Genomic DNA, 23,460 nt, shown 5'->3' on the forward strand with positions numbered 1-23,460 from the left:
TGCCGACAAAAATCGCTGGGAGAGGGCAGGGGACCGGTTTCCATCAGGCCGGACGTCGCCTGCTGCATGCAACGCCAACGCCGCGCGGGATTCGCCTCACGCCTCAGTCCGGCGCGCGCGGGTGACAAAGGGACGGCCATGAACTTCCACCGCTACTTCGCCACTGAGCGCCCGCCGGTCGAGACCTGCATCGTCGGCACGGGCGGCTTTGGCCGCAGCTTCCTGGCGCAGGGCCTCCGCGTGCCGATGATGCGGGCGCGCGTGGCGGTGGACCGCGAGGCGGACATTGCCGCCGCCTCGCTCAAGGCGGTGGGCATCGCGCCGCGCCGCATCCATATCTGCCGCAGCGCCGCCGAGGCCAAAGCCGCCTATGAGGCCGGCGATTTCATCGCGGCGGATGATCTCGCTTTGGTGCTCGATCTGCCCATCGAGGTCGTCGTCGAGGCGACCGGCCACCCGGAGGCGGGCGCCCGCCATTCCCGCCTCGCCATCGAGGCCGGGCGCCATCTCGCCCTTGTCTCCAAGGAGGTGGACAGCGTCATCGGCCCGGTGCTGGCGCATCTGGCGGCCGAGCGCGGGCGCGTCGCGACGCCGGTGGATGGCGACCAGCCGAGCCTGCTGATCGGCCTCATCACCTGGGCGCAGACGCTGGGGCTGGAGATTATCGCCGCCGGCAAGTCGAGCGAATATGACTTCACCTTCGATGCCGCCAGCGGCCTCGTCACCAGCAATGGCCGCACGCTGGCCGCGCCGGGCTTCCGCGACGCCTGGGCGCTGGGCGAGCGCCCGGTGGCGGACATCGTCGCGGCCCGTGCCGCCGCTGCTGCCGCCTTGCCGCAGCGGGCGGTGCCGGATCTGTGCGAGCTTCTTGTCGTCGCCAACGCCACCGGCTTCACGCCCGACCGCCCGGACCTGCACGCCCCCATCGCCCGCATCCCGGAAGTGCCCACCGTGCTCTCACTGGCGGAGGAGGGCGGTCTGCTCGCCGGCGAGCGGCGGCTCGACGTGTTCCATTGCCTGCGCGCGCCGGATGAGGCGAGCTTCGCCGGCGGGGTGTTCGTGCTGGTGCGCTGCACCGATGCGGACAGCTGGGCCATGCTGGCGGAGAAGGGGCATCCGGTGAGCCGCAGTGGCCGCACGGCGATGATCTACATTCCCCGCCATCTGCTGGGCGTCGAGGCGGCGACCAGCGTGCTGGAGGCGGCGCTGCGCGGGGCTTCCAGCGGCGGTCTCGCGCCACGCCCGCATCTCGATCTCGTGGCGCGGGCAACGCGCGATCTTGCCGCCGGCAGCGTGCTGGAGATGGGCGGCCATCATCACACGATCGAGGGCACGCAGGCCGAGCTGGTGCCCGGCGCGCCGCTTGAGGAGGATACGCCCGCGCCCTTCTACCTCGCGGCCAATTGCCGTCTGGCCCGGCCGGTGGCGCGTGGGCAGGCCATCACCTTTGGCGACATCGAGGTGCCCGAGGGGTCCGAACTTCTGGCGCTGCGTCGCCGGCAGGATGCGCTGTTCTTCGGCGCACCGGCACCGGCACCGGCGCGCGTCGCGGAGGCGGTGTGATGGCGAGCGCGGCCCGGCGGGTCGTCGCCTCAGAGCGCGGCGCGGGTCTCCGGGCGCAGCTTCATCGCCTGCAGCGTGGTCTCGTGCACGCGGGTGATGTGCCGGTTCATCGCCGCTGCCGCCGCATCCGCGTCATGCGCGGTCAACGCCGCGAGGATGAGGCGGTGATCGTCGATCGAGACGCGCACCGCGCCCGGCACCAGCAGCGCCACGCGGCGATAGGCCAGCGCGTAGCCATAGGCATCGACCAGGAAATGCGCGAGCAGCTCATTGCCGCCGGCACGGTAGATGAGCTGGTGAAACTCGGCGTCGGAGATCTGGAAGCGGACGGGATCCTCGCTCATCGCGTCCTGCGCCTCGACGAGGCCGGCGAGGCGCTGCAGCGTATCGGCATCGATGCGCGTCGCCGCCTCGCGCACCACGAAGCCTTCGACCAACTGGCGGGCGCGGTAGACATCTTCCGCGCCATAGCGCGACAGCTCGGTCGCGTCGGCGAATTGCGAGTGGCCGAAGCCTTCCGTGCCGATGATGCGGGTGCGCGCGCCCTGCGAAATCTCCACCATGCCGATGGCGGCGAGCATCTGCACCGCGCCGCGTACCGTCTCGCGGCTGACATCGAGCATCTGCGCCAGCTCGCGCTCGCTGGGCAGCTCGTCGCCCACCCGCAGCAGGCCGGACTGGATCATATGCGCGATGCGCTCGGCGATCTGCTCGCGCATGGTGCGTTTGGACAGTTGCTGCTTGAGAGCCGGCAAATCCTGCAACATGCGCGTGTACGTCCCCCCGGTCGTGTCTCGGCCTGTTTCGTGGCGCGCCTTGGCGGGCGACGCTCGCGAATAGTAGCCCGGCGCGGGCTCCTGTCATTATTCTAAACATTTTTTGCGATTGGTCTACTGGACTGGTGACCGGTCCAGTTGACAAGTTGGACGACCCTAGCCAGATTGGCGCTCACAACGGCGCCCAAGACCGTTTCGGATGGAAACCACCCAAGGAGATCTGCGATGCGCCTCACCATCGCGACGGCCCCCATGGCCGCGTGCCTCGCTGCCGCCAGCCTTGTCGCCACCAGTCTCGTAGCCGGCTCAGTTCCTGCCGCCGCCGACTGGCAGCCGAACCGCCCGGTGGAGTTCATCGTCGCCTCCGGCCCCGGCGGCGGCACCGACCAGTTCGCCCGCCTGATCCAGTCGATCATCCAGAAGCACGAGCTGATGAGCGTGCCGGTGGTCGTCTCCAACAAGGGCGGCGGCGCCGGCTCGGAAGCCTTCGTCTATGGCAAGGGCGCGGCTGGCGACGCCACCAAGGTAGTCTTCGGCACCAATAATGAGTGGCTGCTGCCGCTGGTGACCAAGGTCGGCTACCAGAGCAGCGACCTGCGCCCCGTCGCCTCCATGGCGGTGGACGAGTTCATCCTGTGGACCAACACCGAGACGCCCTACAAGACCGCGGCCGAGTTCATCGCCGCCGCCCGCACGCAGGAAGGCGGCCTCAAGGTCGCCGGCAGCCAGTCCAAGGACACCGACCAGATCCTGGTGCGGCGCCTGGAGAAAGCGGCGGGCGTGAAGTTCACCTATGTGCCCTTCAAGTCCGGCGGCGAGGCGGCGGTGCAGCTCGCCGGCGCGCATGTGCAGGCCAACACCAACAATCCGCAGGAGAATGTCGGCCAGTGGAAGGCTGGCAAGGTGCGCCCGCTCTGCGTCTTCGCCCCGCAGCGGCTCACCTATAAGGAAGTTGTCGCCGACAACATGTCCTGGGCCGACATCCCGACCTGCGTCGAGGCGGGCATTCCGCTCGAAAGCTACCAGATGCCGCGCACCGTGTGGCTGCCCAAGGACACCACCGACGAGCAGGTCGCCTATTACGCGGGCGTGCTCGACAAGGTGCGCCAGGCGCCCGAGTGGAAGGACTGGCTCGCCCGCACCTCGCAGAGCGAATCCTTCGTCACCGGCGCCGCGCTCGCCGACACCATCAAGCAGGACGAGGCGAAGAACCGCGTCCAGTTCGCCGAGGATGGCTGGCTCGTCAACTGAGCCCGCCGGCCGCTCCTCCCGCGGAGTCTTCTCGGCACAGCCCCCTCGTGTCGAGCCAGTCGCGTCTGGAGCCCTTGGGTGCCGGCCCGTCCGGCACCTCCTTTATCCCGCGCGGGACACCGCGCCCCCTGTCATGACCCGGACCCTGAGCGATGCTGGCACGACGGCGATCGATGGAACTCGGCACCGCGGTGGCGGTCGCCATCTTTGGCGGCATCGTCGCCACGGAGAGCCTCGGCCATGACACGGGCTGGGGCGAGACCGGGCCGGGCGCCGGCTATTTCCCCTTCCGCATCGGCCTCCTCCTGATCGCGGTCAGCGTCGGCATCTTCCTGCAGGCGCTGAAGTCGGACCGCGAGGAGAGCTTTGTCTCCCGCGAGGAGCTGGCCTCCAGCCTCGCCGTCTTCGTCCCGACGGCGGTGCTGGTCGCCGTCATGCCGTGGCTCGGCTGCTACGTGCCGTCTTTCGCCTATCTGGTCTTCATGATGCGGCGCCATGGCGGCTATCCGTGGCTGCGCTCGCTCGCCACCTCCGCCACCGTCATCGCCGTGTTCTTCGCCGTCTTCGAGCTCTGGTTCCGCGTGCCGCTGGCCAAGGGACCGCTCGAAAACGCCCTCGGCATCTACTGAGGACGCTGGCCTATGTCCGATTTCGCCTCGCTCCTCGTCGGTTTCCAGACCGCCTTCACCACCTATCATATCGCCATCATGGTGGGTGGCGTGCTGCTCGGCATCCTGGTTGGCGTGCTCCCCGGCCTCGGCGCGCCGAACGGCGTGTCGCTGCTGCTGCCGCTGACCTTCTCGATGGATCCGGTCAGCGCCATCATCCTGCTCTCCTCCATGTATTGGGGCGCGCTGTTCGGCGGCTCGACCACGTCGATCCTGTTCAACATCCCCGGCGAGCCGTCCTCCGTCGCCACGACCTTCGACGGCTACCCGATGGCCCGCGCCGGCAAGCCGACCGAGGCGCTGGCCACCGCCTTCAGCGCCGCCGGCTTCGGCGCGCTGGTCGGCGTGATTCTGGTGACGCTGCTCGCCAACTCCATCGCCGGCATCGCGCTGCGCTTCTCCTCGCCGGAATACTTCGCCGTCTATCTTCTCGCCTTCTGCAGCTTCATCGGCATGGGCGGCGGCAACCCGCTGAAGACCGCCGCCTCGCTGCTGATCGGCCTGTCGCTGGCGGCGGTGGGCATGGACACGGTGTCCGGCGAGATGCGCCTCACCTTCGGCAGCGACCAGCTGATCAAGGGCGTCACCTTCCTCGTGGCGGTGATCGGCCTGTTCGGCATCGGCGAGATCCTCATCACCGTCGAGCAGGGCCTGAAATTCGACGGCATCCGCACCAAGGTCGATCTCGCGACCGTGTTCCGCACCATGGCCTCCATGCCGCGCCACTGGCTGGCGCTGATCCGCTCGACCATTATCGGCTGCTGGATGGGCATCACGCCGGGCGGGCCGACGGCGGCCTCCTTCATGTCCTATGGCGTCGCCCGCCGCTTCTCGCGCCGGCGCGATCATTTCGGCACTGGCGAGCCCGAGGGCATCGTCTCGCCCGAGGCGGCCGATCACTCGGCCGGCGTCTCGGCGCTGCTGCCCATGCTGGCGCTCGGCGTGCCCGGCTCGGCCACGGCGGCGGTGATGATGGGCGGGCTGATGATCTGGGGTCTCCAGCCCGGCCCGATGCTCTTCGTCGAGCAGCATGATTTCGTCTGGGGCCTCATCGCCTCCATGTACCTCGCCAATATCGTGGCGGTGGTGCTGGTGCTGGCGACCGTGCCGCTGTTCTCCTCGATCCTGCGCATCCCCTTCGCCATCATCGGGCCGCTGATCATCGTGGTCTGCCTCACCGGCGCCTACACGGTCTCGAACAGCATGTTCGACGTGGTGCTGGCCATGGTGTTCGGCGTCATCGGCTACGTCTTCAAGAAGCTCGACTACCCCATCGCCCCGCTCGTGCTCGCCATGGTGCTCGGCGACAAAGCGGAGGATGCGTTCCGCCAGTCGATGATCCTCTCGGACGGCTCGCTCGGCGTGTTCTGGAGCACCTCGATCGCCGGCACGCTGACCACGCTCGCCTTCGCCCTCGTTCTCTGGCCGCTCGCCGCGCGCTGTGTCGCCTGGCTGGCCGCCCGCCGCTCCCTTGCCTGAAGGAGATCCTGATGAAGCCCCGCATTGCCGTCGTTCTCGGCGACCCCGCCGGCATCGGTCCCGAGCTGGTCGCCCGCCTCATCAGCGACCCCGCCAACCGCGAGCGCGCCGACTTCCTCATCATCGCCGACCGGGCGGAGCTGGAGGAGGGGATGCGCATCGCCGGGGTGCGTTTCGACTACACGCTGACCACCGATCCGCGCGCCCATGACCGCGCGCCCGAGACCGCGCCCGGCACGCCGGTGCTGTGGGACTTCCGCGGCGCGGCCAACGCCCCGTTCGAGCGCGCCGTCGCCACCGCCAATGGCGGACGCTATGCGCTCGACACGCTGCAACAGGCCATCGACCTCACCGTCGACGGCGTCACCGATGCGGTGTGTTTCGCCCCGCTCAACAAGCATTCCATGCATCTGGCCGGCCTCGCCCATGCCGACGAGACCCACTGGTTCGCCGAACTGCTCCAGCCCAACGGCCCGTTTGGCGAGCTCAACACGCTGGACGGGCTGTGGACCAGCCGCGTCACCAGCCATGTGGCGCTGAAGGAGGTGTCGGACCTCATCACCGAGGAGAAGATCCTCGGCGCCATCCGCCTCGCCAGCACGACGCTGCAAAAGGCGGGCGTGGCCGAGCCGCGCATCGCGGTGTGCGGGCTCAACCCGCATAATGGCGACAATGGCAGCTTCGGCCGCGAGGAAATCGACGTCATCGGCCCCGCCGTCGAGGCCGCAAAGGCGCAGGGTTTCCCGGTCATCGGCATGTACCCGGCCGACACGATCTTCCTGCGCGCCAAGGAGGTCGACGCTATCGTCACCATGTATCACGACCAGGGCCAGATCGCGATGAAGCTCATGGGCTTCTCGCGCGGCGTCACCGTGCATGGCGGCCTGCCCATTCCCATCGCCACGCCCGCCCATGGCACCGCCTTCGACATTTATGGCGAGGGCAAAGCCAATGTCGGCGCCACCCAGGCCGCCTTCGACATCCTCTGCGCCATGGCGCAGACCCGCCGCGCCACCCCGCGCGCGGCCTGAACCCTTCCCGCTCCGCCAACGCTCCCCGTGTGTCCCATGAAGATCAAGAACGTCCGCACCCGCGTCTTTGAATGGAAGGGCAAGGTCGTCCCTCCGGCCCGCAACTTCTGCACCAACGCCGCCGACCAGCTTTTCGAGCGCGGCGACAATATGGGCAGCTTCCGCTTCCATGGCTGGCTGGTCTGCGAGATCGAGACCGAGGACGGCACGGTCGGCATCGGCAATGCCGCGCTCTCCCCGCGCGTCACCAAGGCGGCGATCGACGAGTATTACGCCCCGCTGCTCATCGGCGAGGATCCGTTCGACAACGAGTATATCTGGCAGAAGATGTACCGCCGCTCGCATGCCTGGGGCCGCAAGGGCGTCGGCATGACCGCGATGAGCGCCATCGACATCGCCATCTGGGACCTGATGGGCAAGGAGGTCGGCAAGCCGGTCTTCAAGCTGCTGGGCGGGCGCACCAAGGAGAAGATCCGCTGCTACGCCTCCAAGCTCTACGGCCAGCCGCTGGATGACCTCGCCCGCGAGGCGCAGTCCTATGTCGATCAGGGCTTCGACTCGGTGAAGATGCGCTTCGGCTGGGGCCCGCAGGACGGCCCGGCCGGCATGAAGAAGAACATCGACCTGGTGCGCACCGTGCGCGAGGTGATCGGCCCCGACCGTGACCTCATGTGCGAATGCTACATGGGCTGGACCTTCGAATACGCCAAGCGGATGCTGCGCCTGCTCGAGCCCTTCAACATCCGCTGGCTGGAAGAGCCGGTGATCGCCGACGACATCGAGGGCTACAAGGAGCTGCGCAAGCTCGGCGTGCTGCCGATCTCGGGCGGCGAGCATGAGTTCACGCTGGCCGGCTTCCAGCAGCTCGTCGACCAGCGCGCGGTGGACGTGATCCAGTATGACACCAACCGCGTCGGCGGCATCACCGCCGCCCGCAAGATCAACGCGCTGGCCGAGGCCTATTCGATCCCGGTCATCCCCCATGCCGGCCAGATGCACAATTATCACCTGACCATGTCGACGCTCGCCTCGCCCATGGCCGAGTTCTTCCCGGTGCATGACGTCGAGGTCGGCAACGAGCTGTTCTATTACATCTTCAAGGGCGACCCGCAGCCCGAGAACGGCTTCCTCCAGCTCGACGACAACCTGCCGGGCCTCGGCATCGAGCTGTCCGACGAGCACCTCAAGGACTTCAACATCATCGAGTGACGCGCGCCAACGCGGCACGATCTCGGGCGCGCCCTCGACGGCGCGCCCCCATCCATAAAGGGGAAACGCCAATGCTCCGTCTCGATCGCCGTACCTTCCTCGCCACCGGCGCCGCCGCGCTTGCCGCCGCCGGTGCCGGCTCCCGCGCGCTGGCGCAGGCGCCCATCAAGCTGCGCTTCGGCCATCCGCACCCGGAGGTCGATTCCTGGCACCGCGCCGGACTGCGCTTCGCCGAACTGGTCAAGGAGAAGACCGGCGGCGCGGTCATCGTCGAGGTCTACGCCAATGGCGCGCTCGGCAACGACCAGACCATGATCGCCGGCACGCGCGGCGGCACGCTCGATCTGTGTCTCACCGGCAACCCGTTCTTCACCGGCCTCGCCCCGCAGCTCAACGTGCTGGACCTGCCCTATCTGTTCCACGACCGCGCCCATGTCGCGCGCGTGCTGGACGGGCCGATCGGCAACGAACTGCGCGCCCAGCTTGAACCGTCGGGCCTCAAGGCGCTCGCCACCTGGGAGGTGGGCTGGCGCAACGTCACCAATAACCGCCGCGCCGTCACCGTGCCCGCCGACATGAAGGGCCTGAAGATCCGCACCACGCCGAACCCCGCCCATATCGAGGCGTTCAAGCTGCTCGGCGCGGTGCCGACCCCGATGGCCTTCACCGAGCTGTTCACCGCGCTGGAGATGGGCTCCATCGACGGGCAGGAAAACCCGGTCACGCTCATCCTCAACGCCAAGTTCTACGAGGTGCAGAAGAACCTCTCGCTGACCAGGCACGCCTTCACCACGGCGCCGCTGGTGATGAACAAGGCGAAGTTCGACGGCCTCACCGAAGCGCAGCGCGGCGCCATTCTCGCGGCGGCTGCCGAGGCGGCGACGATCCAGCGGCAGATGAACGTCGATGCCGAGGGCACCAGCCTTGCCGCGCTCAAGGAGCACGGCATGAAGGTGGTCGAGACCGTCGACATCCCCGCCTTCCGCGCCATCGTCGCCGACAAGGTGAAGGCGGACTTCATCGCCAAGTTCGGGCCCACCCTGCCCGAGCAGATCGCCGCCGCGGCGAGCTGACGGAAGGCCGGTCCGATGCGCATCGTCGATCTCAGCATGCCCGTGGAAAGCCATTTCCGCTGGGCGCCGGAAGTCCTGGTAAAGGGCGACATCGCGGCGGGCGACCAGTTCCGGGTCACCCGCCTCGCCACCACCTGCCACGGCTTCTCCCATGTCGATGCGCCCGCGCATTTCGTCGCCCATGCCCCGACCATCGAGGCCACCCCGCTGGACCGGGTGGTCGGGGCCTGCCGGGTGCTCGACCTCTCGGCCTGTGCCGACGACGCGCCCATCGGACCGGAGGCGCTGGCGAGCGCCGATCCCGGCGGGGCGGAGGGCGAGATCCTGCTGCTCGCCACCCGCTGGAGCGCCCGGCGCGACTACAAGACGCCGGAGTTCTGGACTGAGGCGCCGTGGCTGACGCGCGAGGCGGCGGAATGGCTGCTCGCCCGCCGCCCGAGCGCGGTCGCCTTCGATTTCCCGCAGGACTACCCGATCCGCCTGCTGCTCAAGGGCGAGAGCGTGCCCTCGGCCGAGCATGTCACGCATGACGTGCTGCTGCGCGCCGGTGTCACCTTGATCGAGTACGTCATCAACACCGCCGAGCTGCGCACCCCGCGCGTTCTGTTCAGCGCCGCGCCGCTGCTCATTCCCAATGCCGACGGCGCCCCCGCGCGCATCTACGCCATTGAGGGCCTCGATGTCTGAGCCCCGCTCCCCTCAGACCCGCCAGCTGCGGCGCGCGGTCGATCTCGGCTTTCGCGGCATCGAACTGCTGCTGGTTGGCCTGCTCGGCGTCATGGTCGTGCTGGTCTTCGGCAATGTCGTCATGCGCTATGTCTTCGACAGCGGCATCACCATCGCCGACGAGATGTCGCGCCTGCTTTTCGTCTGGATCACCTTCCTCGGCGCCATCACGGTGATGCGGCAGAAGGGCCATCTCGGCGTCGACATGTTCGTCGTCGCCCTGCCGCGCGCCGGGCGCTGGCTCTGCCGCATCGTCGCGGACCTTCTCTCACTCGCCTGCGCCGTGCTGCTGGCGGTCGGCGCCTATGACCAGACGCTGCTCAATCTCGGCAATCTGCTGCCGGTGTCCGAACTGTCCACCGCCTATGTCTACGCGGCGGCGATGGTTTCCGGCGTGGGGCTGACGCTGCTCATTCTCGGTGATCTCATCGAGGTCATCCTCGGCGGGCCCGGTGGTCCGGCGATGGATCCCAATGTGGCGGAGGGCGTGTCGTGACCGTCGCGATCTTCTCCCTCGTCCTACTGGGCTCGATCTTCCTCGGCATGCCCATCGCCTTTGCGCTGATCATCACCGCCGGCGCGCTGATGTGGCATCTCGGCGCCTTCGACTGGCAGCTCATCGCGCTGCAGATGGTCAATGGCGCGGACAGCTTCCCGCTGCTCGCCATCCCCTTCTTCCTTCTGGCGGGCGAAGCGATGAATGCCGGCGGCCTGTCGCGGCGGCTGGTCAATCTCGGCCTGGCGCTGGTCGGCCATCTGCGCGGCGGGCTCGGCTATGTCGCCATCATCACCGCCATCCTGCTCGCCTCCATGTCCGGCTCGGCCATCGCCGACACGGCGGCGCTGGCCTCCATGCTGCTGCCGGTGATGCGGCAGGCGGGCTATGATGTCGGGCGTTCCTCCGGCCTCATCGCCTCCGGCGGCATCATCGCCCCGGTGCTCTCGCCCTCCATCGGCTACATCGTGTTCGGCGTGATCGGCGGCGTGTCGATCACCCGGCTGTTCCTCACCGGCATCGTGCCCGGCCTGCTGCTCGGCCTCGCGCTGGCCGTCGCCTGGTGGATCGTCTCGCAGCGCGACAAGGTCGCCATCCTGCCGCGCCAAAGCTGGGGCGAGGCGGGCCGCGCCTTCCTCGACGCGCTGCTGGCGCTCGGCCTGCCCATCATCATCATCGGCGGCCTCAAGGGCGGCATCTTCACCCCGACCGAGGCGGCGGTGGTGGCGGCGGTCTATGCCGTGGTGGTCGGCAGCTTCATCTATCGCGAGCTGACCCCGGCCAAGCTCGTCCACGCCATGCTGATGGCGGTGCGCACCACGGCGGCGGTGATGTTCCTCGTCGCGGCGGCCTCGGTCTCGGCCTATCTCATCGCCATCGCCAACATCCCGGCCGAGGTGACGGCGCTGCTGGAGCCGTTCCGCGACAACCCGATCGAGCTGATGATCGTCATCATGCTGCTGGTGGTGATCATCGGCACGGCGCTGGATTTCATCCCCACCATCCTCATCCTCACCCCGGTGCTGATGCCGCTCGTCAAATCGTCGGGGATTGACCCGGTCTATTTCGGGGTATTGTTCGTGATGAACAACGCCATCGGCCTCATCACCCCGCCGGTCGGCACGGTGCTGAACGTCGTCTCGGCGGTGGGCAAGGTGGATCTGGCGCTCGCCATCAAGGGCGTGTGGCCGTTCCTCATCGCCCAGCTCATCGTGCTGGCGCTGCTCACTCTGTTCCCCGCGCTGGTGCTGGTGCCCGCGCGCTTCCTCTACTGACCGCGCCGCGCGGCGAAGGACTGACCATGAGCGCTGTGTTCCGCAATTTCATCGGCGGTGAATGGGTCGAGGGCTTTGAAGCCGTCGCGAACATCAACCCGTCCGACACCGGCGACGTGATCGGCCATTACGCCCGCACCGACGCCGCCGGCCTCAACGCGGCGGTGGAGGCGGCGAAGGCGGCCTTCCCCGGCTGGTCGCGCAGCGTGCCCTATGCCCGGCACGAGATCCTCAAGAAGATCGCCGACGAGATTTTCGCCCGCAAGGACGAGCTCGGCCGGCTGCTGTCGCGCGAGGAAGGCAAGACGCTGGCCGAGGGCATCGGCGAAGTCACGCGCGCCGGGCAGATCTTCTCCTTCTTCGCCGGCGAGTGCCTGCGCCTTGCCGGCGAGACGCTGGCCTCCGTCCGGCCCGGCGTCGGGGTGGAGGTGACGCGCGAGCCGCTCGGCATCATCGGCCTCATCACGCCGTGGAACTTCCCCATCGCCATTCCCGCCTGGAAGATCGCCCCGGCGCTGGCCTATGGAAACTGCGTCGTCTTCAAGCCGGCCGAGCTGGTGCCGGGCTCGGCCTGGGCGCTTGCCGACATCATTTCCCGCGCCGGCGTGCCGGCGGGCGTGTTCAACCTCGTCATGGGCTCGGGCTCCAAGGTCGGGCAGGCCATGCTCGACCACCCCGACATTGCCGGCATCTCCTTCACCGGGTCGGTCGGCACGGGCCGGCGCGTGGCGGCGGCGGGGGCGGCGCGCTTTGCCCGCGTCCAGCTCGAAATGGGCGGCAAGAACCCGCTGGTGGTGCTCGACGATGCCGAGCTCAGCGTCGCCGTCGATTGCGCGGTGAATGGCGCTTTCTTCTCCACCGGCCAGCGCTGCACGGCGTCGAGCCGGTTCATCGTCACCGACGCCATCCATGACCGCTTCATCGCCGCGCTCACCGAGCGCCTTGCCGCGCTGAAGGTGGACGACGCGCTCGACGCCACCACGCAGATCGGCCCGGTGGTGGATGAGAGCCAGCTCGCGCAGGATCTCGACTACATCGCCCTTGCCGCTAAGGAAGGCGGCCGCCTTGCCTTTGGCGGTGCCCGGCTCGAGCGCGCCAAGCCCGGCTTCTACCTCCAGCCGGCGCTGTTCACCGAGACGACCCCCGCCATGCGCATCAACCGCGAGGAAGTGTTCGGCCCGGTCGCTTCCGTCATCCGCGTTGGGGATTACGAGGAGGCGCTGGCGGTGGCCAATGGCAGCGAGTTCGGCCTCTCGGCCGGCATCTGCACGACGAGCCTCAAGCACGCCACCCATTTCAAGCGCAACGTCGAGGCCGGCATGGTGATGGTGAACCTGCCCACCGCCGGCGTCGATTTCCACGTCCCGTTCGGCGGCCGCAAGGGCTCGTCCTATGGGCCGCGCGAGCAGGGCAGCTATGCCCGCGAATTCTACACCGTGGTGAAGACCGCCTATACGCTCGCCTGACCGGAGCCCGCCTCATGAAGATCCTCATCCTCGGCGCCGCCGGCATGATCGGCCGCAAGCTGCTCGACCGCCTTGCCGCCCAGCCCGTGCTGGGCGGCACCGCGATCACCGGCGCGGTGCTGCATGATGTGGTGGAGGCGGTGCCGCCCGCCGGCCTGCCCTTCGCCACCGAAGTGCTGACCGGCGATTATGCGGCGCCCGGCGTCGCCGAAAAGCTGATCGCCGGCCGCCCGAGGGTGATCTTCCATCTCGCCTCCATCGTTTCGGGCGAGGCGGAGGCGCGCTTCGAGGAAGGCTACCGCATCAATCTCGACGGCACGCGGGCGCTGTTCGAGGCGATCCGCGCGGTCGAGGGTTACACGCCGCGCCTGATCTACACCTCCTCGCTCGCCGTGTTCGGCACGCCCTTCCCGGCGGTGGTGGACGATGATTTCCTCACCGCGCCGGCCTCCTCCTATGGCGTGCAAAAGGTCATCGGTGAGCTCCTGCTGGCGGATTATTCCCGCAAGGGCTTCCTTGACGGCGTGGCGCTGCGCCTGCCGACCATCTGCGTGCGGCCGGGCAAGCCCAATGCGGCGCTGTCCGGCTTCATCTCCGGCATCATCCGCGAGCCGCTGAACGGCGTGGAGGCCGTGCTGCCGGTGGAGGAGAGCTTGCGCGTCTGGATCGCCTCGCCGCGCGCGGCGGTGGGCTATCTGCTGCATGCCGCAACGCTCGACACCGCCCCGCTCGGCGCCCGCCGCAGCCTCAACATGCCCGGCGTCTCCGTCACCCTTGGCGAGCAGATCGAGGCGCTGCGCGCCCATGCCGGCGAGGCGGCGGTGCGGCTCATCCGCCGCCAGCCCGACCCGGTGGTGGCGCGCGTGGTCGGCGGCTGGCCGCAGGCCTTCACGGCGGCGCGGGCTCTGGCGCTCGGCTTCACCGGGGATGACGGTTTTGCCGGCATTCTCGACGCCTATCTCACCGAGGATTTCCGGTCGGCCGCCTGAGGCCCGCCTTCCTCGTCCTCATCCTTTGATCCCGTCCCGTGTCCAAGGTGCCCATCATGCCCGCGTCTCCTCGCTACTCCGGTGTCTTCCCGGTCGCGCCCACGGTGTTCGATGCCGCGGGGCGGCTTGATCTGGAGGGCCAGAAGCGCGCCGTCGATTTCATGATCGACGCCGGCTCGCACGGGCTGTGCATCCTCGCCAATTTCTCCGAGCAGTTCGTGCTCACCGATGACGAGCGCGATCAGGTGATGAGGACCGTGCTGGAGCATGTCGCCGGCCGCGTGCCGGTGATCGTCACCACCACCCACTTCTCCACCTTCGTCTGCGCCGAGCGTTCGAAGCGCGCGCAGGAGATGGGCGCGGCCATGGTCATGGTCATGCCGCCCTATCACGGCGCCACCTTCCGGGTGCCCGAGGCGCAGGTCTATGAGTTCTATCGCGGGGTCTCCGACGCGATCCGCATCCCGATCATGGTGCAGGACGCCCCGGTCGCCGGCACGCCGCTCTCCGTGCCGTTCCTGGCGAAGATGGCGGCCGAGATCGAGAACCTCGCTTATTTCAAGATCGAGGTGCCCGGTGCCGCGAACAAGCTGCGGGCGCTGATCGAGGCGGGCGGGGCGGCGATCGAGGGTCCGTGGGACGGCGAGGAGGCGATCACGCTGATGGCCGATCTCGACGCCGGCGCCACCGGCGCCATGACCGGCGGCGGCTACCCCGACGGCATCCGCGCGATTATCGACCCGTATGTCGCGGGCGACCGGGAGGCGGCGGTCGACGCCTATATGCGCTGGCTGCCGCTGATCAATTACGAGAACCGGCAGGCGGGGCTGGCGGCGGCCAAGATCCTCATGCAGGCGGGCGGGGTGATCCAGCACGACACGCTGCGCGCCCCGCTGCCGCCGGTGCACCCGGCGACCCGCGCCGGCCTCCTGGAGATCGCCCGCCGCCTCGACCCGCTCGTGCTGCGCTGGGGGAAGTGATGGGCGAGATCAGACCGCACAGACTGGCCTCATCGGCCTGATCGTCCACCTCACTGCACTGACCAGTCACGCTCTCAATAGAAGGGCGGGCCCCACGGGGCGTAGTCAAAGGCGGCCTGCTGGTTCAGCATCGCCGCCATTTCCTGCTCGCTGGCCAGCCGCTGCTGAAGAGCAAGCTGCTGGTAGGCCGAGTAATTGTCCATGGTTCCATAATACAGGCAACCGCAGATCGTTGGATCGGGATAGACGAAGACCGGCTGGCCGTTCTTGTTCAGCACGGAAAACTTGTTCGGCGGCAGCTTCTTCAGCGAGGCGATGCGGGCCGGAGTGTCGGCCGGGCGCAGCTGGAAACCGGCTGCCGCGAGCAGGTTGTCCTTGTTCTGGACCTCCGCCTTCTGCGTCGACGCACACCCGGCCACCGCGAGGCCGAGCAGGGCGATGGCGGCAAGTGATTGACGTTTCACGCGATTATCCTCCGGCGGCGGTTGGCTGTCGGCCATGCTAGGCGCGGGCAGGTGCCGTGTCGATCCATGGATGAGGTGTCATGATACGGATTTGCCGATTATGGTTACGGTCGTCGCCGCACACAATCGCGCGACAAGCAGGGCAAGTGTTCACTAGCCGACATTCGCCGTGGGCCGCTCATGTTAGCTTTCATCATGACACAAAATACGGAGCTACGCGCCCGCGCACTCTGCGCCGTCGACCTTCTGGCGGCGGAGCGGCGGCCGGCCGATCTGGTGGCGGCGGTGGAGCGCTACTGGCCTGTGGTTGCTCGCGAAATCGAGGCGGGCATCTGCGACGCCGGCCTCCCGCCGCCGGAGGATATGGAGCGGCGCGCGGAAGAATATCGCCGCTTGATCGGCTGACGCGGCGCCCCTGTCGGCCGGCGTCCTGTACCTCTCACCCGGCATTTAGCCGTCTGTAGACCTCTCTCCTGCAGCAAGACTTGCCTGAAGCTTGCGGTGCCGACGACAGGGGCCTTGTTCTGCCCACAATGACGCACTACATCATGCAGGTCGACTGATCGACACGCGCGGCTCCTTTCGGTGATGCCGCTGCTTTTTCTGACAATTCCGAGAGAGACGCCGAGCACGCGCCCGATGGGCTTCGCGCCGGCATTAGGATTCACGTGACCACGACCACTCTGCGCGGCGCCCTGCGTCGCCCCACGTTTGCCGCTTCCCAGCCCCGCTCGCCGGAAGACTGGAAGCCCGAGCCCTGCCTGCTCACGCGTGAGCAGCTCCGGGCCATCATCATCGAACAGCTCGGCTGACGCGACGGGCGGCGGGCGCTGTCGCGCCCCCGCCCCACGCTCACTGATCGCGCGCAGGAATGCGCGCATCACGCCTTTTCATGGCCCAAGGCGGGCCTCTCCATGGGCGCGGCCCGGCGGATACGCTATCCTGCCTCCCCCGCTTCGCGTTCCATGAGCCTCCCATGCCGGCCTCCGCCTCGCCCTTCCGTCCCGCTCCCTCCCTGCTCGACCATATCCGCCCGCAGGCCCTTGCCTTGCCGGAGAGCGGCATCGTCGAGGTGATGAACTATGGGCGTCGCCGCGAGGGTCTCATCCCGCTCTGGGCGGGCGAGGGCGATTTGCCGACCCCCTCCTTCATCAGCGAAGCCGCGACGCGCGCGCTTGCGGCGGGCGAGACCTTCTACACCTGGCAGCGCGGCATCCCCGAGCTGCGCGCCGCCATCGCCGCCTATATGACGCGCATCTATGGCGTGCCGGAGGATCTTGAGCGCTATCATGTGACCGGTTCGGGCATGCAGGCGATCCAGATCGCGCTGGCGCTAACCCTTTCGGCCGGCGAGGAAATCCTCATTCCCTCGCCCTCCTGGCCGAATGCCGCCGCCGCCGCCGAAGTGATCGGCGCCCGGCCCATTCCCGTGCCGCTGTCCTTCGATCCCGCGCGCGGTTTCTGGCTTGACCTCGACCAGCTTGAGGACGCGATCACCCCGCGCACGCGCGTCATCTTCATCAATTCCCCGGCCAACCCGACCGGCTTCGTCGCGCCCACGCAGACGCTGCGCGGCGTGCTCGACATCGCCCGTCGCCACGGGTTGTGGATCATCGCCGACGAGATTTATGGCCGCTTCTATTTCGAGGAGGGCGGGCTGGCTCCGTCCTTCCACGAGGTGATGGAGCCCGAGGACCGTATTCTGTTCGTGCAGACCTTCTCGAAGAACTGGGCGATGACCGGCTGGCGGCTCGGCTGGATCGAGGCGCATCCCTCGCTCGGCCAGGTGCTGGAGAACCTCATCCAGTACTCCACCTCAGGCGTTGCTGCCTTCATGCAGCGCGCCGGCGTAACCGCGCTGGAGCGCGGCGAGAGCTTCCTGACCCATCAGATCGAGCGGGCGCGGCGCGGGCGCGATATCGTCGCGCAGGGCCTCGCGACCTCCAACCGCGTGCGCTTCGCCAGCCCGCCCGGTGCCTTCTACATGTTCTTCGCCGTGGAGGGCGAGGACGACACCCGCAAGCTGGCGCTGCGGCTGGTGGACGAGGCCGGCATCGGCCTTGCGCCGGGCACCGCCTTCGGCCCGGGCGGCGAGGCCTATCTGCGCATGTGCTTCGCGCGCGGCGAGACTCAGATCACCGAGGCGACCGACCGGCTGGTGACGTGGCTCAAGAAGTAACACCGCACCGGAAACGCGACCTTGCGTTGTAGGAAGCCGAAAGAACAGGTTGCCCCCGGCTGGCGGCGATAGCAGACTGACCCCATGCGTGATTTCAGTTCGTCGCCCGCCCAGCGCGATCTGCCGACGGTTTCCGATGCGCGTCTGGCGTCCGTGCTCGACACGGCGGCCGACGGCATCATCGTGATTGATGATCGCGCGCGCATCCTCGTCTTCAACAAGGCGTGCGAGCAGATGTTCGGCATCTGCGCCGCCGATGCGGTCGGGCAGAACGTCAAGCTGGTGATGCCGACCGAATATGCGGCCGATCACGACCAGTATGTCGCCAGCTACATCAGCACCGGCGTGAAGAAGATCATTGGCATCGGCCGTGAGGTGCGCGGCCGGCATGCCGACGGCACGGTGTTCCCGCTGGAGCTTTCCGTCGGCGAGGCGGCAACGCCGGACGGGCGGCAGTTTATCGGCATCCTGCGCGATCTGCGCCCGCGCAAGGAAAGCGAGCAGCGTCTCGCCGATCTGCAGAGCGAGCTGGTGCATCTTGCCCGCGTCTCCGCCATTGACGAGATGGGCGCGGCCATCGCCCATGAGCTCAACCAGCCGCTGACGGCGCTGATGCTCTATCTGCAGGCCATCCGCCGGGCCCATTCCAAGGGCGTCGACATCAACAGGATGGTCGGCGACATCCTCGACAAGGCGACGGGCGAGGCCGAGCGCGCCGGCCACATCATCCAGCGCATGCGGCAATTCGTCGAGAAGCGCGATCCCGAGCGGCATCTGCGCAATCTCGATCCGCTGGTCGACGAGGCGATCGACCTCACCTTGCTCGGCCAGACCCACCGCGTGCGCATCATCCGCGAGACGTCGGGCAACCTGCCGGATGTGTCGGTGGATCCGGTTCAGATCCAGCAGATCGTGGTCAATCTCGTGCGCAACGGCATCGAGGCGGCCGCCCAGACGAGCGAGCCGGCGCTGCGCGTCAGCACGCGCGTGGCGGACGGGGCGGTGCGGATCGAGGTGCAGGACAACGGCTCCGGTATCGCGCCGGAGGCATTGCCGAAGCTGTTCGAGGCCTTTGCCAGTTCAAAACGTCGCGGCATGGGGCTCGGGCTTGCGATTTCACGGACGATCGCCCAGAACCACGGCGGAGACCTGATGGTCGACCCCGGTGGCAACGGCAAGGGGGCATGCTTCGCCCTGGTGCTGCCGGTAGCCCGGCCCGCGGCGCCAGCCGAGGTCGGATAAAGGGGAACGAGATGGCACAGATGGGTGAAGTCTTCATCGTGGACGATGATTCGGCCGTCCGCGATGCGCTGTCGCTCGTGCTCAGCCTTGAGGGCTATCACGTGCGCGGCTTCTCCGATGGCGCGGCGTTCCTCTCCGTCGCCCGCACCCATGTTCCCTCCTGCGTCGTGCTCGACGTCCACATGCCCGGCCGTTCCGGCCTCGACATTCTGAAGGAGCTGGAGGCGGACCGTTACCCCGCCCCGATCTTCATCATTTCCGGCCAGGGCGATATTCCGATGGCGGTGGACGCCATCCGCCATGGGGCGCTCGATTTCATCGAGAAGCCGTTCGACGCGGATACCGTGGTCGAGCGCGTGCGCGACGCCATTGACGCGCATCAGCGCCGCACCTCCGCCGAGCCCGCGGACCTGCTCTCCGCGCATTTCCCCGGCCATGACCTGCTGACCCCGCGCGAGCGCGAGGTGCTCGTGCAGATCGCCTCCGGCGCGTCGAACAAGGAAGCCGGCCGCGTCCTCGGCATCTCGCCGCGCACCATCGAGGTGCACCGCGCGCGCATCATGGAGAAGCTCGGCGCCAAGAATGCGGCCGATCTCGTGCGCATCGTGCTGAAGGACATGCGTGCCTAGCATCAGGTAATATACGGCCATCTACGCATCCCTACGAATGGCTAAACGGGAAGGACTTCCGCACCTTCAGGGGCAAATTGCGGGAGAACGCCCTGTGCGAGTTCATGTTGTTGAGGATGATGCGGGCGTGAGCGATTCGCTCGGCCTGATCCTCGCCAACCTCGGCTACGAGGTGGTCTCATACCCCGACGCGGAAAGCCTGTTCCGGGCCTCGCCACCGGCGGGAAGCGACACGGTGATCGTCGATCTCAGCCTGCCCGGCATCTCCGGCGGACAGGCCGTGCGCTGGTTGCAGAAGCTGGCCGAGCCGCCGAGCGTGGTGGTCATCAGCGGCCAGTCGCAAAGCGCCATCGACCACCAGTTGCGTGGGCTGAAGCCCGTCGGCGTGGTCCGCAAGCCGCTCAATGTCGAAAGCCTCGCGCGCGCCATTCCCACCCACTGAGCCTTCAAGCCGTCAGTGAGCGCTCACGTCCGGCCGCCGGATCGCGGGCCCGTGCCTGTGCTTTTGCCCGGTGAGCGCCGCCCTTTAGGGAATGTCCTTACGCAGCCCACCGAACTGTGTGACGCCCCGGTGCTCTCTAAGGTTGATCCAGATCAGCTGCGGAGGGCCAGATGCGCCAGATCATCGAAGAACGCACCGGTAGCTATTCGCGCCACGCCGCCGCGCCGGAGACGCATACCGGGCATCTGCGCGTGGCCCCGCATGTCACCGTGCTGCATGAGGGCGATACCGCCCGCCGCATCATGGAAGTGGTGGAAGGCGCGGTGATGCTCACCAAGCTGCTGCCGGACGGGCGCCGCCAGGTGGTCGAACTGCTCGGCCCCGGCGACGTGTTCGGCCTCGCGGCCTGCGATGTCTATGCCTGCTCGGCGGAGACGCTGACCGCCGCCGTCATCACCACCCATGACCGGGGTGCGCTGGAGCGTGACCCCATGCTCGCCGCCCGCCTGCTGCGACGCTTCGAGGCGCAGCTCTGCGCGATGCACTCCCACGCGCTGGTGCTCGGCCGCATGTCGGCGCTGGAGCGCGTCGCCTTCTTTCTGCTGCGGCTGATGCCGGAGGGTGTCGTCGGCGGCACGCTGCACCTGTCCATGACCCGGCAGGAGATCGCCGACTTCCTCGGGCTGACGCTGGAAACCGTCAGCCGCGCCTTCTCCGAGCTGAAGCGCCGGGGTCTGGTCGCGCTGCTGCGCGCGGACGAGGTGCAGATCAATGATCGCGGCAGCATGCGCCGCCTTGCCGGCGCCGCCTGAGACCGGCGCCGCGCCTTCCTCCTCAAGCGGCCCTTCAGAACCAAAAGGCCCCGCCAGATCGGCGGGGCCTTTTTTGCTGGCTAGATGAGCGTGCGGCGTGTTCAGACCGCGACCGAGTGCCGGGCGCCGGCCTGCAGCCGCGCGTCGAGGGCGGCGGCGGCGAGACGGACGAAAGGCCGGCCGAACGACGTCATGGCGATGCGCTTTCCCTCGATCTCCAGCAGCCCGTCCGCCACCAGCGGGGCAAGGCGCGGGGCGGCCTCGGCCAGCGTATAGGCGTCGAGATCGACCGCGAGGTCGCACATCAGCCGCTCGATCAGCGCGCCGCGCTTCACATCATCCGGTGTGAAGGCGATGCCGCGCACGGTGGAGAATCTTCCGGCGTCAATCGCGCGGATGTAGGAGGCGGAATCCGGGGCGTTCTGGGTGAATCCCTGCGGCAGCCGGCTGATCGCCGACGCGCCGAGGCCGATGAGCGCATCGGCCGCGTCGACCGTGTAGCCCTGGAAGTTGCGATGCAGCCGCCCCGCCGCCGCCGCGACCGCCATCGGATCGTGCGGACGCGCAAAATGGTCAAGCCCCACAGGTACATAGCTGGCCGCCACCAGAACCTCCCGCGCGGCTTCCGCCTGGTCGAGGCGGGTGGCGGCGCCGGGGAGGGCGGTCTGGTCGATGAGTTTCTGATTCGGTCGCACCCACGGCACATGGGCGTAGCCGAACAAAGCGAGCCGCTCGGGCGCGAGCAGCGTGGCGAGTTGCGCGGTGCGGCGCACATCGCGCTCGGTCTGGTGCGGCAGGCCGTACATCAGATCGAGATTGACCGCGCTAACCCCCGCTTCCCGCACGAGTTTCACCGCCCGCTCGACCGTGCCGAAGGGCTGCACGCGGCCAATGGCGGACTGCACATGGACGCTGAAATCCTGCACGCCGAAGCTCACCCGGTCGACCCCGATGGCGCCCAGCGCATCGGCGAGGGCCTCGTCGGTCTCGCGCGGATCGAGTTCGATGGCGTGTTCGATCAGGCCAGTGAGATCAAACTCGTCATTGATCCGGTCGAACAGGCGCTTCAGCGCTTCCGGCCCGATCAGGCTCGGCGTGCCCCCGCCCCAGGCGATGTGCGTGACCGTCCTCCCGCCGGCCGCGGCGGCGACGAGGCCGATCTCGCGCTCCAGCCGCGCGGCATAGGCGGCGACCGGCGCGGGCCGGCGCGTCGCCTTGGTGGTGCAGCCGCAATAGTAGCAGAGCGAGGGGCAGAACGGGACGTGGAGGTAAAGCGACAGCGTCGCGTCTTCCGGCAGCGCGGCGAGCCATTGCGCGTGCTCGCTCGCCCCTATGGCACCGGAGAAATGCGGCGCCGTGGGGTAGGAGGTGTAGCGCGGAACCGCGCGCTCGGCATGGAAGAGAGCTGAACTATGCATGATCGAGATTTGACCCCGCCGCCGGTTGGGCGCATTGATCCGGCGCAAATCCCCCGCCCGCTACGCATTCGCGCGTAGTCCTCCCGCGCGCCGTTCTCCTCGTTCCATGCCGCTGATTCCAAAGCTCTCGCGTCCCGGCTATTCCCCTCGCGACTTCCTGTGGTGGGCCCTCACCCTCGCCCTCGCCTTTGCCGGCGGCGCGCTGTTCGCTGGCGTCGGCATGCCCGCCGGCTGGCTGTCGGGCGCGCTGGTGGCAACGGCGGTGGCGGCGCTGTTCGGCGCGCCGGTGGGCGTGGAAAGCAATGTGCGCGTGGTCACCTATGTGCTGCTTGGCACCTCCATGGGCTCGGCCATCACGCCCGAGACGCTGCACGGCCTGTCCACCTGGCCGGTGACGATGGTGGTGCTGCTCGTCTCCGTGCCGGTGATGATGCTGGCGGTGACGCTCTATCTTGAGAAGGTCGCCGGCTGGGACCGGCGCAGCGCCTTTTTCGGCGCCGCGCCCGGCGCGCTCTCCACCGTGCTGATCATGGCGGAAAGCTCGGGGGCGGATACGCGCCGCGTGGTGTTCAGCCAGTCCTTGCGGCTCTTCGTGCTGGTGGCGCTGCTGCCGGCGGCGCTGGGCGGGCTTGGCCATCAGCCGGCCGGCACGCTGCCGATCAACCCGGTGGTGCCGGACTGGACCAGCTTCTTTCTTTCCATCGGCGTCGGCGTGCTCGGCGCCTTCCTCGCGGAGAAGGCGCGTTTTCCCGGCGGCACCATGGTCGGGGCGATGCTGGCGAGCGGCGTCGTTCACGGCGCCGGGCTGATTGAAGGCCGGCTGCCGGATCTCCTGCTGATCGTCAGCTTCGTCATTCTCGGCGCCAATTCCGGCAGCCGCTTCGCCGGCACCAAGGCGCAGACGCTGCGCCGTTTCTTCATCGACGCGCTGGGCGCGCTGGTGGTCGCCATCGCCATTTCGGTCGCCTTTTCGGCACTGGGGGCGTGGCTCTCGGGCGAGCCGCTGGCGAAGGTACTGGTGGCCTATGTGCCCGGCGCGCTGGAGGCGATGACCATCATGGCCTTCGTGCTCGGGCTCGATCCGGCCTTCGTCGCCGCGCACCACCTTGCGCGCTTCGTCGGGCTGGCGCTGCTGATCCCGGTGATCGCCCGGCTGTTCTTCGGCCCGCCGGTGGCGCCGGTCGTCTCCGAGGATGAGGCGCCGCCGCTCGACGAGAGCGAGCCGAAGGACTGAGGGCGGCCGCCCTCCTAAGAACGCGGCCTATTCGGCCGGGTTTTAATCGTTAAGGGAAA

The 23,460-nt window shown here is 68.2% G+C and carries 24 protein-coding genes; 21 read left to right on the forward strand and 3 right to left on the reverse strand.

Features of this window, described 5'->3' with window-relative positions; genetic code table 11:
- The first annotated feature begins 138 nt into the window (after positions 1 to 138).
- On the forward strand, positions 139 to 1,563 hold the full coding sequence (locus AncyloWKF20_RS20565) for a flagellar biosynthesis protein FlgA (RefSeq protein ID WP_279315798.1): 1,425 nt from the start codon (positions 139 to 141) through the stop codon (positions 1,561 to 1,563).
- Between the two features lie 29 nt (positions 1,564 to 1,592).
- Here the strand turns inward: AncyloWKF20_RS20565 and AncyloWKF20_RS20570 are convergent, their stop codons facing one another.
- The gene (locus tag AncyloWKF20_RS20570; protein ID WP_279315799.1) at positions 1,593 to 2,330 is read right to left on the reverse strand and encodes an FCD domain-containing protein; all 738 of its coding nucleotides are present in this window, start codon (positions 2,328 to 2,330) and stop codon (positions 1,593 to 1,595) included.
- A gap of 234 nt (positions 2,331 to 2,564) precedes the next feature.
- On the opposite strand from AncyloWKF20_RS20570, the gene AncyloWKF20_RS20575 reads away from it, so the two are divergent.
- The 12 genes from AncyloWKF20_RS20575 (at position 2,565) to AncyloWKF20_RS20630 (ending at position 14,981) form a co-directional block, all read left to right on the forward strand.
- On the forward strand, positions 2,565 to 3,590 hold the full coding sequence (locus tag AncyloWKF20_RS20575) for a tripartite tricarboxylate transporter substrate binding protein (protein WP_279315800.1): 1,026 nt from the start codon (positions 2,565 to 2,567) through the stop codon (positions 3,588 to 3,590).
- Positions 3,591 to 3,763: 173 nt separating this feature from the next.
- Positions 3,764 to 4,219 (forward strand): tripartite tricarboxylate transporter TctB family protein, encoded by a 456-nt coding sequence (locus AncyloWKF20_RS20580; RefSeq protein WP_279315801.1) that lies wholly within the window; start codon positions 3,764 to 3,766, stop codon positions 4,217 to 4,219.
- 12 nt (positions 4,220 to 4,231) lie between these two features.
- A complete protein-coding gene (locus AncyloWKF20_RS20585; protein ID WP_279315802.1) occupies positions 4,232 to 5,737 on the forward strand; it encodes a tripartite tricarboxylate transporter permease in 1,506 nt (501 codons plus the stop codon).
- Between the two features lie 11 nt (positions 5,738 to 5,748).
- Positions 5,749 to 6,768, forward strand: a complete 1,020-nt coding sequence (locus AncyloWKF20_RS20590) for a 4-hydroxythreonine-4-phosphate dehydrogenase PdxA (protein WP_279315803.1) — start codon at positions 5,749 to 5,751, stop codon at positions 6,766 to 6,768.
- Between the two features lie 36 nt (positions 6,769 to 6,804).
- A complete protein-coding gene (locus AncyloWKF20_RS20595) occupies positions 6,805 to 7,977 on the forward strand; it encodes an L-rhamnonate dehydratase (protein WP_279315804.1) in 1,173 nt (390 codons plus the stop codon).
- 71 nt (positions 7,978 to 8,048) lie between these two features.
- Positions 8,049 to 9,050 (forward strand): TRAP transporter substrate-binding protein, encoded by a 1,002-nt coding sequence (locus tag AncyloWKF20_RS20600; RefSeq protein ID WP_279315805.1) that lies wholly within the window; start codon positions 8,049 to 8,051, stop codon positions 9,048 to 9,050.
- A gap of 15 nt (positions 9,051 to 9,065) precedes the next feature.
- The gene (locus tag AncyloWKF20_RS20605) at positions 9,066 to 9,737 is read left to right on the forward strand and encodes a cyclase family protein (protein ID WP_279315806.1); all 672 of its coding nucleotides are present in this window, start codon (positions 9,066 to 9,068) and stop codon (positions 9,735 to 9,737) included.
- Complete coding sequence (locus AncyloWKF20_RS20610; RefSeq protein WP_279315807.1) at positions 9,730 to 10,272, forward strand: TRAP transporter small permease; 543 nt, start codon at positions 9,730 to 9,732, stop codon at positions 10,270 to 10,272. The genes AncyloWKF20_RS20605 and AncyloWKF20_RS20610 overlap by 8 nt, the downstream gene beginning before the upstream one ends.
- Positions 10,269 to 11,546, forward strand: a complete 1,278-nt coding sequence (locus AncyloWKF20_RS20615; protein WP_279315808.1) for a TRAP transporter large permease subunit — start codon at positions 10,269 to 10,271, stop codon at positions 11,544 to 11,546. Before AncyloWKF20_RS20610 ends, AncyloWKF20_RS20615 begins: the two co-directional genes overlap by 4 nt.
- 26 nt (positions 11,547 to 11,572) lie before the next feature.
- Entirely contained in the window at positions 11,573 to 13,012 is a 1,440-nt protein-coding gene (locus AncyloWKF20_RS20620; protein WP_279315809.1) for an aldehyde dehydrogenase family protein, read from the forward strand.
- 14 nt (positions 13,013 to 13,026) lie between these two features.
- A complete protein-coding gene (gene denD / locus AncyloWKF20_RS20625; RefSeq protein WP_279315810.1) occupies positions 13,027 to 14,001 on the forward strand; it encodes a D-erythronate dehydrogenase in 975 nt (324 codons plus the stop codon).
- A gap of 56 nt (positions 14,002 to 14,057) precedes the next feature.
- Entirely contained in the window at positions 14,058 to 14,981 is a 924-nt protein-coding gene (locus AncyloWKF20_RS20630; protein WP_279315811.1) for a dihydrodipicolinate synthase family protein, read from the forward strand.
- 74 nt (positions 14,982 to 15,055) lie between these two features.
- On the opposite strand, the gene AncyloWKF20_RS20635 is transcribed toward AncyloWKF20_RS20630, so the two are convergent.
- On the reverse strand, positions 15,056 to 15,445 hold the full coding sequence (locus AncyloWKF20_RS20635; RefSeq protein WP_267583704.1) for a hypothetical protein: 390 nt from the start codon (positions 15,443 to 15,445) through the stop codon (positions 15,056 to 15,058).
- 195 nt (positions 15,446 to 15,640) lie between these two features.
- On the opposite strand from AncyloWKF20_RS20635, the gene AncyloWKF20_RS20640 reads away from it, so the two are divergent.
- The 7 genes from AncyloWKF20_RS20640 to AncyloWKF20_RS20670 all read left to right on the forward strand — a co-directional run bounded on the left by AncyloWKF20_RS20640 (position 15,641) and on the right by AncyloWKF20_RS20670 (position 20,749).
- Positions 15,641 to 15,850 (forward strand): hypothetical protein, encoded by a 210-nt coding sequence (locus AncyloWKF20_RS20640; RefSeq protein WP_279315812.1) that lies wholly within the window; start codon positions 15,641 to 15,643, stop codon positions 15,848 to 15,850.
- A 263-nt stretch (positions 15,851 to 16,113) separates the two neighbouring features.
- Positions 16,114 to 16,257, forward strand: a complete 144-nt coding sequence (locus tag AncyloWKF20_RS20645; protein ID WP_279315813.1) for a hypothetical protein — start codon at positions 16,114 to 16,116, stop codon at positions 16,255 to 16,257.
- A gap of 164 nt (positions 16,258 to 16,421) precedes the next feature.
- The gene (locus tag AncyloWKF20_RS20650; RefSeq protein WP_279315814.1) at positions 16,422 to 17,624 is read left to right on the forward strand and encodes a pyridoxal phosphate-dependent aminotransferase; all 1,203 of its coding nucleotides are present in this window, start codon (positions 16,422 to 16,424) and stop codon (positions 17,622 to 17,624) included.
- 84 nt (positions 17,625 to 17,708) lie between these two features.
- On the forward strand, positions 17,709 to 18,866 hold the full coding sequence (locus AncyloWKF20_RS20655; protein WP_279315815.1) for an ATP-binding protein: 1,158 nt from the start codon (positions 17,709 to 17,711) through the stop codon (positions 18,864 to 18,866).
- Between the two features lie 11 nt (positions 18,867 to 18,877).
- Complete coding sequence (locus AncyloWKF20_RS20660) at positions 18,878 to 19,495, forward strand: response regulator (protein WP_279315816.1); 618 nt, start codon at positions 18,878 to 18,880, stop codon at positions 19,493 to 19,495.
- Between the two features lie 37 nt (positions 19,496 to 19,532).
- Complete coding sequence (locus tag AncyloWKF20_RS20665) at positions 19,533 to 19,937, forward strand: response regulator (protein WP_279315817.1); 405 nt, start codon at positions 19,533 to 19,535, stop codon at positions 19,935 to 19,937.
- A 170-nt stretch (positions 19,938 to 20,107) separates the two neighbouring features.
- A complete protein-coding gene (locus tag AncyloWKF20_RS20670) occupies positions 20,108 to 20,749 on the forward strand; it encodes a helix-turn-helix domain-containing protein (protein ID WP_279315818.1) in 642 nt (213 codons plus the stop codon).
- A gap of 101 nt (positions 20,750 to 20,850) precedes the next feature.
- Here AncyloWKF20_RS20670 and hemN read toward each other — a convergent pair whose 3' ends face one another.
- Positions 20,851 to 22,167, reverse strand: coding sequence for an oxygen-independent coproporphyrinogen III oxidase (gene hemN, locus AncyloWKF20_RS20675; RefSeq protein ID WP_279315819.1), 1,317 nt, complete (start codon positions 22,165 to 22,167; stop codon positions 20,851 to 20,853).
- A gap of 106 nt (positions 22,168 to 22,273) precedes the next feature.
- Here hemN and AncyloWKF20_RS20680 point away from each other — a divergent pair, with 106 nt between their 5' ends.
- On the forward strand, positions 22,274 to 23,401 hold the full coding sequence (locus tag AncyloWKF20_RS20680; protein WP_279315820.1) for an AbrB family transcriptional regulator: 1,128 nt from the start codon (positions 22,274 to 22,276) through the stop codon (positions 23,399 to 23,401).
- The last annotated feature ends 59 nt before the right edge of the window (positions 23,402 to 23,460 follow it).

The sequence above is a fragment of the Ancylobacter sp. WKF20 genome (genome assembly GCF_029760895.1).
Classification (GTDB): Bacteria; Pseudomonadota; Alphaproteobacteria; order Rhizobiales; family Xanthobacteraceae; genus Ancylobacter.

Bases quoted from the DNA above. Each gene is read 5' to 3' on its own strand.
- AncyloWKF20_RS20610 (WP_279315807.1), top strand. From the start codon at position 9,730: ATGTCTGAGCCCCGCTCCCCTCAGACCCGCCAGCTGCGGCGCGCGGTC.
- hemN (WP_279315819.1), bottom strand. From the start codon at position 22,167: ATGCATAGTTCAGCTCTCTTCCATGCCGAGCGCGCGGTTCCGCGCTAC.
- AncyloWKF20_RS20680 (WP_279315820.1), top strand. From the start codon at position 22,274: ATGCCGCTGATTCCAAAGCTCTCGCGTCCCGGCTATTCCCCTCGCGAC.
- AncyloWKF20_RS20630 (WP_279315811.1), top strand. From the start codon at position 14,058: ATGCCCGCGTCTCCTCGCTACTCCGGTGTCTTCCCGGTCGCGCCCACG.
- AncyloWKF20_RS20670 (WP_279315818.1), top strand. From the start codon at position 20,108: ATGCGCCAGATCATCGAAGAACGCACCGGTAGCTATTCGCGCCACGCC.
- AncyloWKF20_RS20580 (WP_279315801.1), top strand. From the start codon at position 3,764: ATGGAACTCGGCACCGCGGTGGCGGTCGCCATCTTTGGCGGCATCGTC.
- AncyloWKF20_RS20575 (WP_279315800.1), top strand. From the start codon at position 2,565: ATGCGCCTCACCATCGCGACGGCCCCCATGGCCGCGTGCCTCGCTGCC.
- AncyloWKF20_RS20595 (WP_279315804.1), top strand. From the start codon at position 6,805: ATGAAGATCAAGAACGTCCGCACCCGCGTCTTTGAATGGAAGGGCAAG.
- AncyloWKF20_RS20650 (WP_279315814.1), top strand. From the start codon at position 16,422: ATGCCGGCCTCCGCCTCGCCCTTCCGTCCCGCTCCCTCCCTGCTCGAC.
- denD (WP_279315810.1), top strand. From the start codon at position 13,027: ATGAAGATCCTCATCCTCGGCGCCGCCGGCATGATCGGCCGCAAGCTG.
- AncyloWKF20_RS20665 (WP_279315817.1), top strand. From the start codon at position 19,533: ATGGCTAAACGGGAAGGACTTCCGCACCTTCAGGGGCAAATTGCGGGA.
- AncyloWKF20_RS20585 (WP_279315802.1), top strand. From the start codon at position 4,232: ATGTCCGATTTCGCCTCGCTCCTCGTCGGTTTCCAGACCGCCTTCACC.
- AncyloWKF20_RS20605 (WP_279315806.1), top strand. From the start codon at position 9,066: ATGCGCATCGTCGATCTCAGCATGCCCGTGGAAAGCCATTTCCGCTGG.
- AncyloWKF20_RS20620 (WP_279315809.1), top strand. From the start codon at position 11,573: ATGAGCGCTGTGTTCCGCAATTTCATCGGCGGTGAATGGGTCGAGGGC.
- AncyloWKF20_RS20640 (WP_279315812.1), top strand. From the start codon at position 15,641: ATGACACAAAATACGGAGCTACGCGCCCGCGCACTCTGCGCCGTCGAC.
- AncyloWKF20_RS20600 (WP_279315805.1), top strand. From the start codon at position 8,049: ATGCTCCGTCTCGATCGCCGTACCTTCCTCGCCACCGGCGCCGCCGCG.
- AncyloWKF20_RS20565 (WP_279315798.1), top strand. From the start codon at position 139: ATGAACTTCCACCGCTACTTCGCCACTGAGCGCCCGCCGGTCGAGACC.
- AncyloWKF20_RS20570 (WP_279315799.1), bottom strand. From the start codon at position 2,330: ATGTTGCAGGATTTGCCGGCTCTCAAGCAGCAACTGTCCAAACGCACC.
- AncyloWKF20_RS20655 (WP_279315815.1), top strand. From the start codon at position 17,709: ATGCGTGATTTCAGTTCGTCGCCCGCCCAGCGCGATCTGCCGACGGTT.
- AncyloWKF20_RS20660 (WP_279315816.1), top strand. From the start codon at position 18,878: ATGGCACAGATGGGTGAAGTCTTCATCGTGGACGATGATTCGGCCGTC.
- AncyloWKF20_RS20590 (WP_279315803.1), top strand. From the start codon at position 5,749: ATGAAGCCCCGCATTGCCGTCGTTCTCGGCGACCCCGCCGGCATCGGT.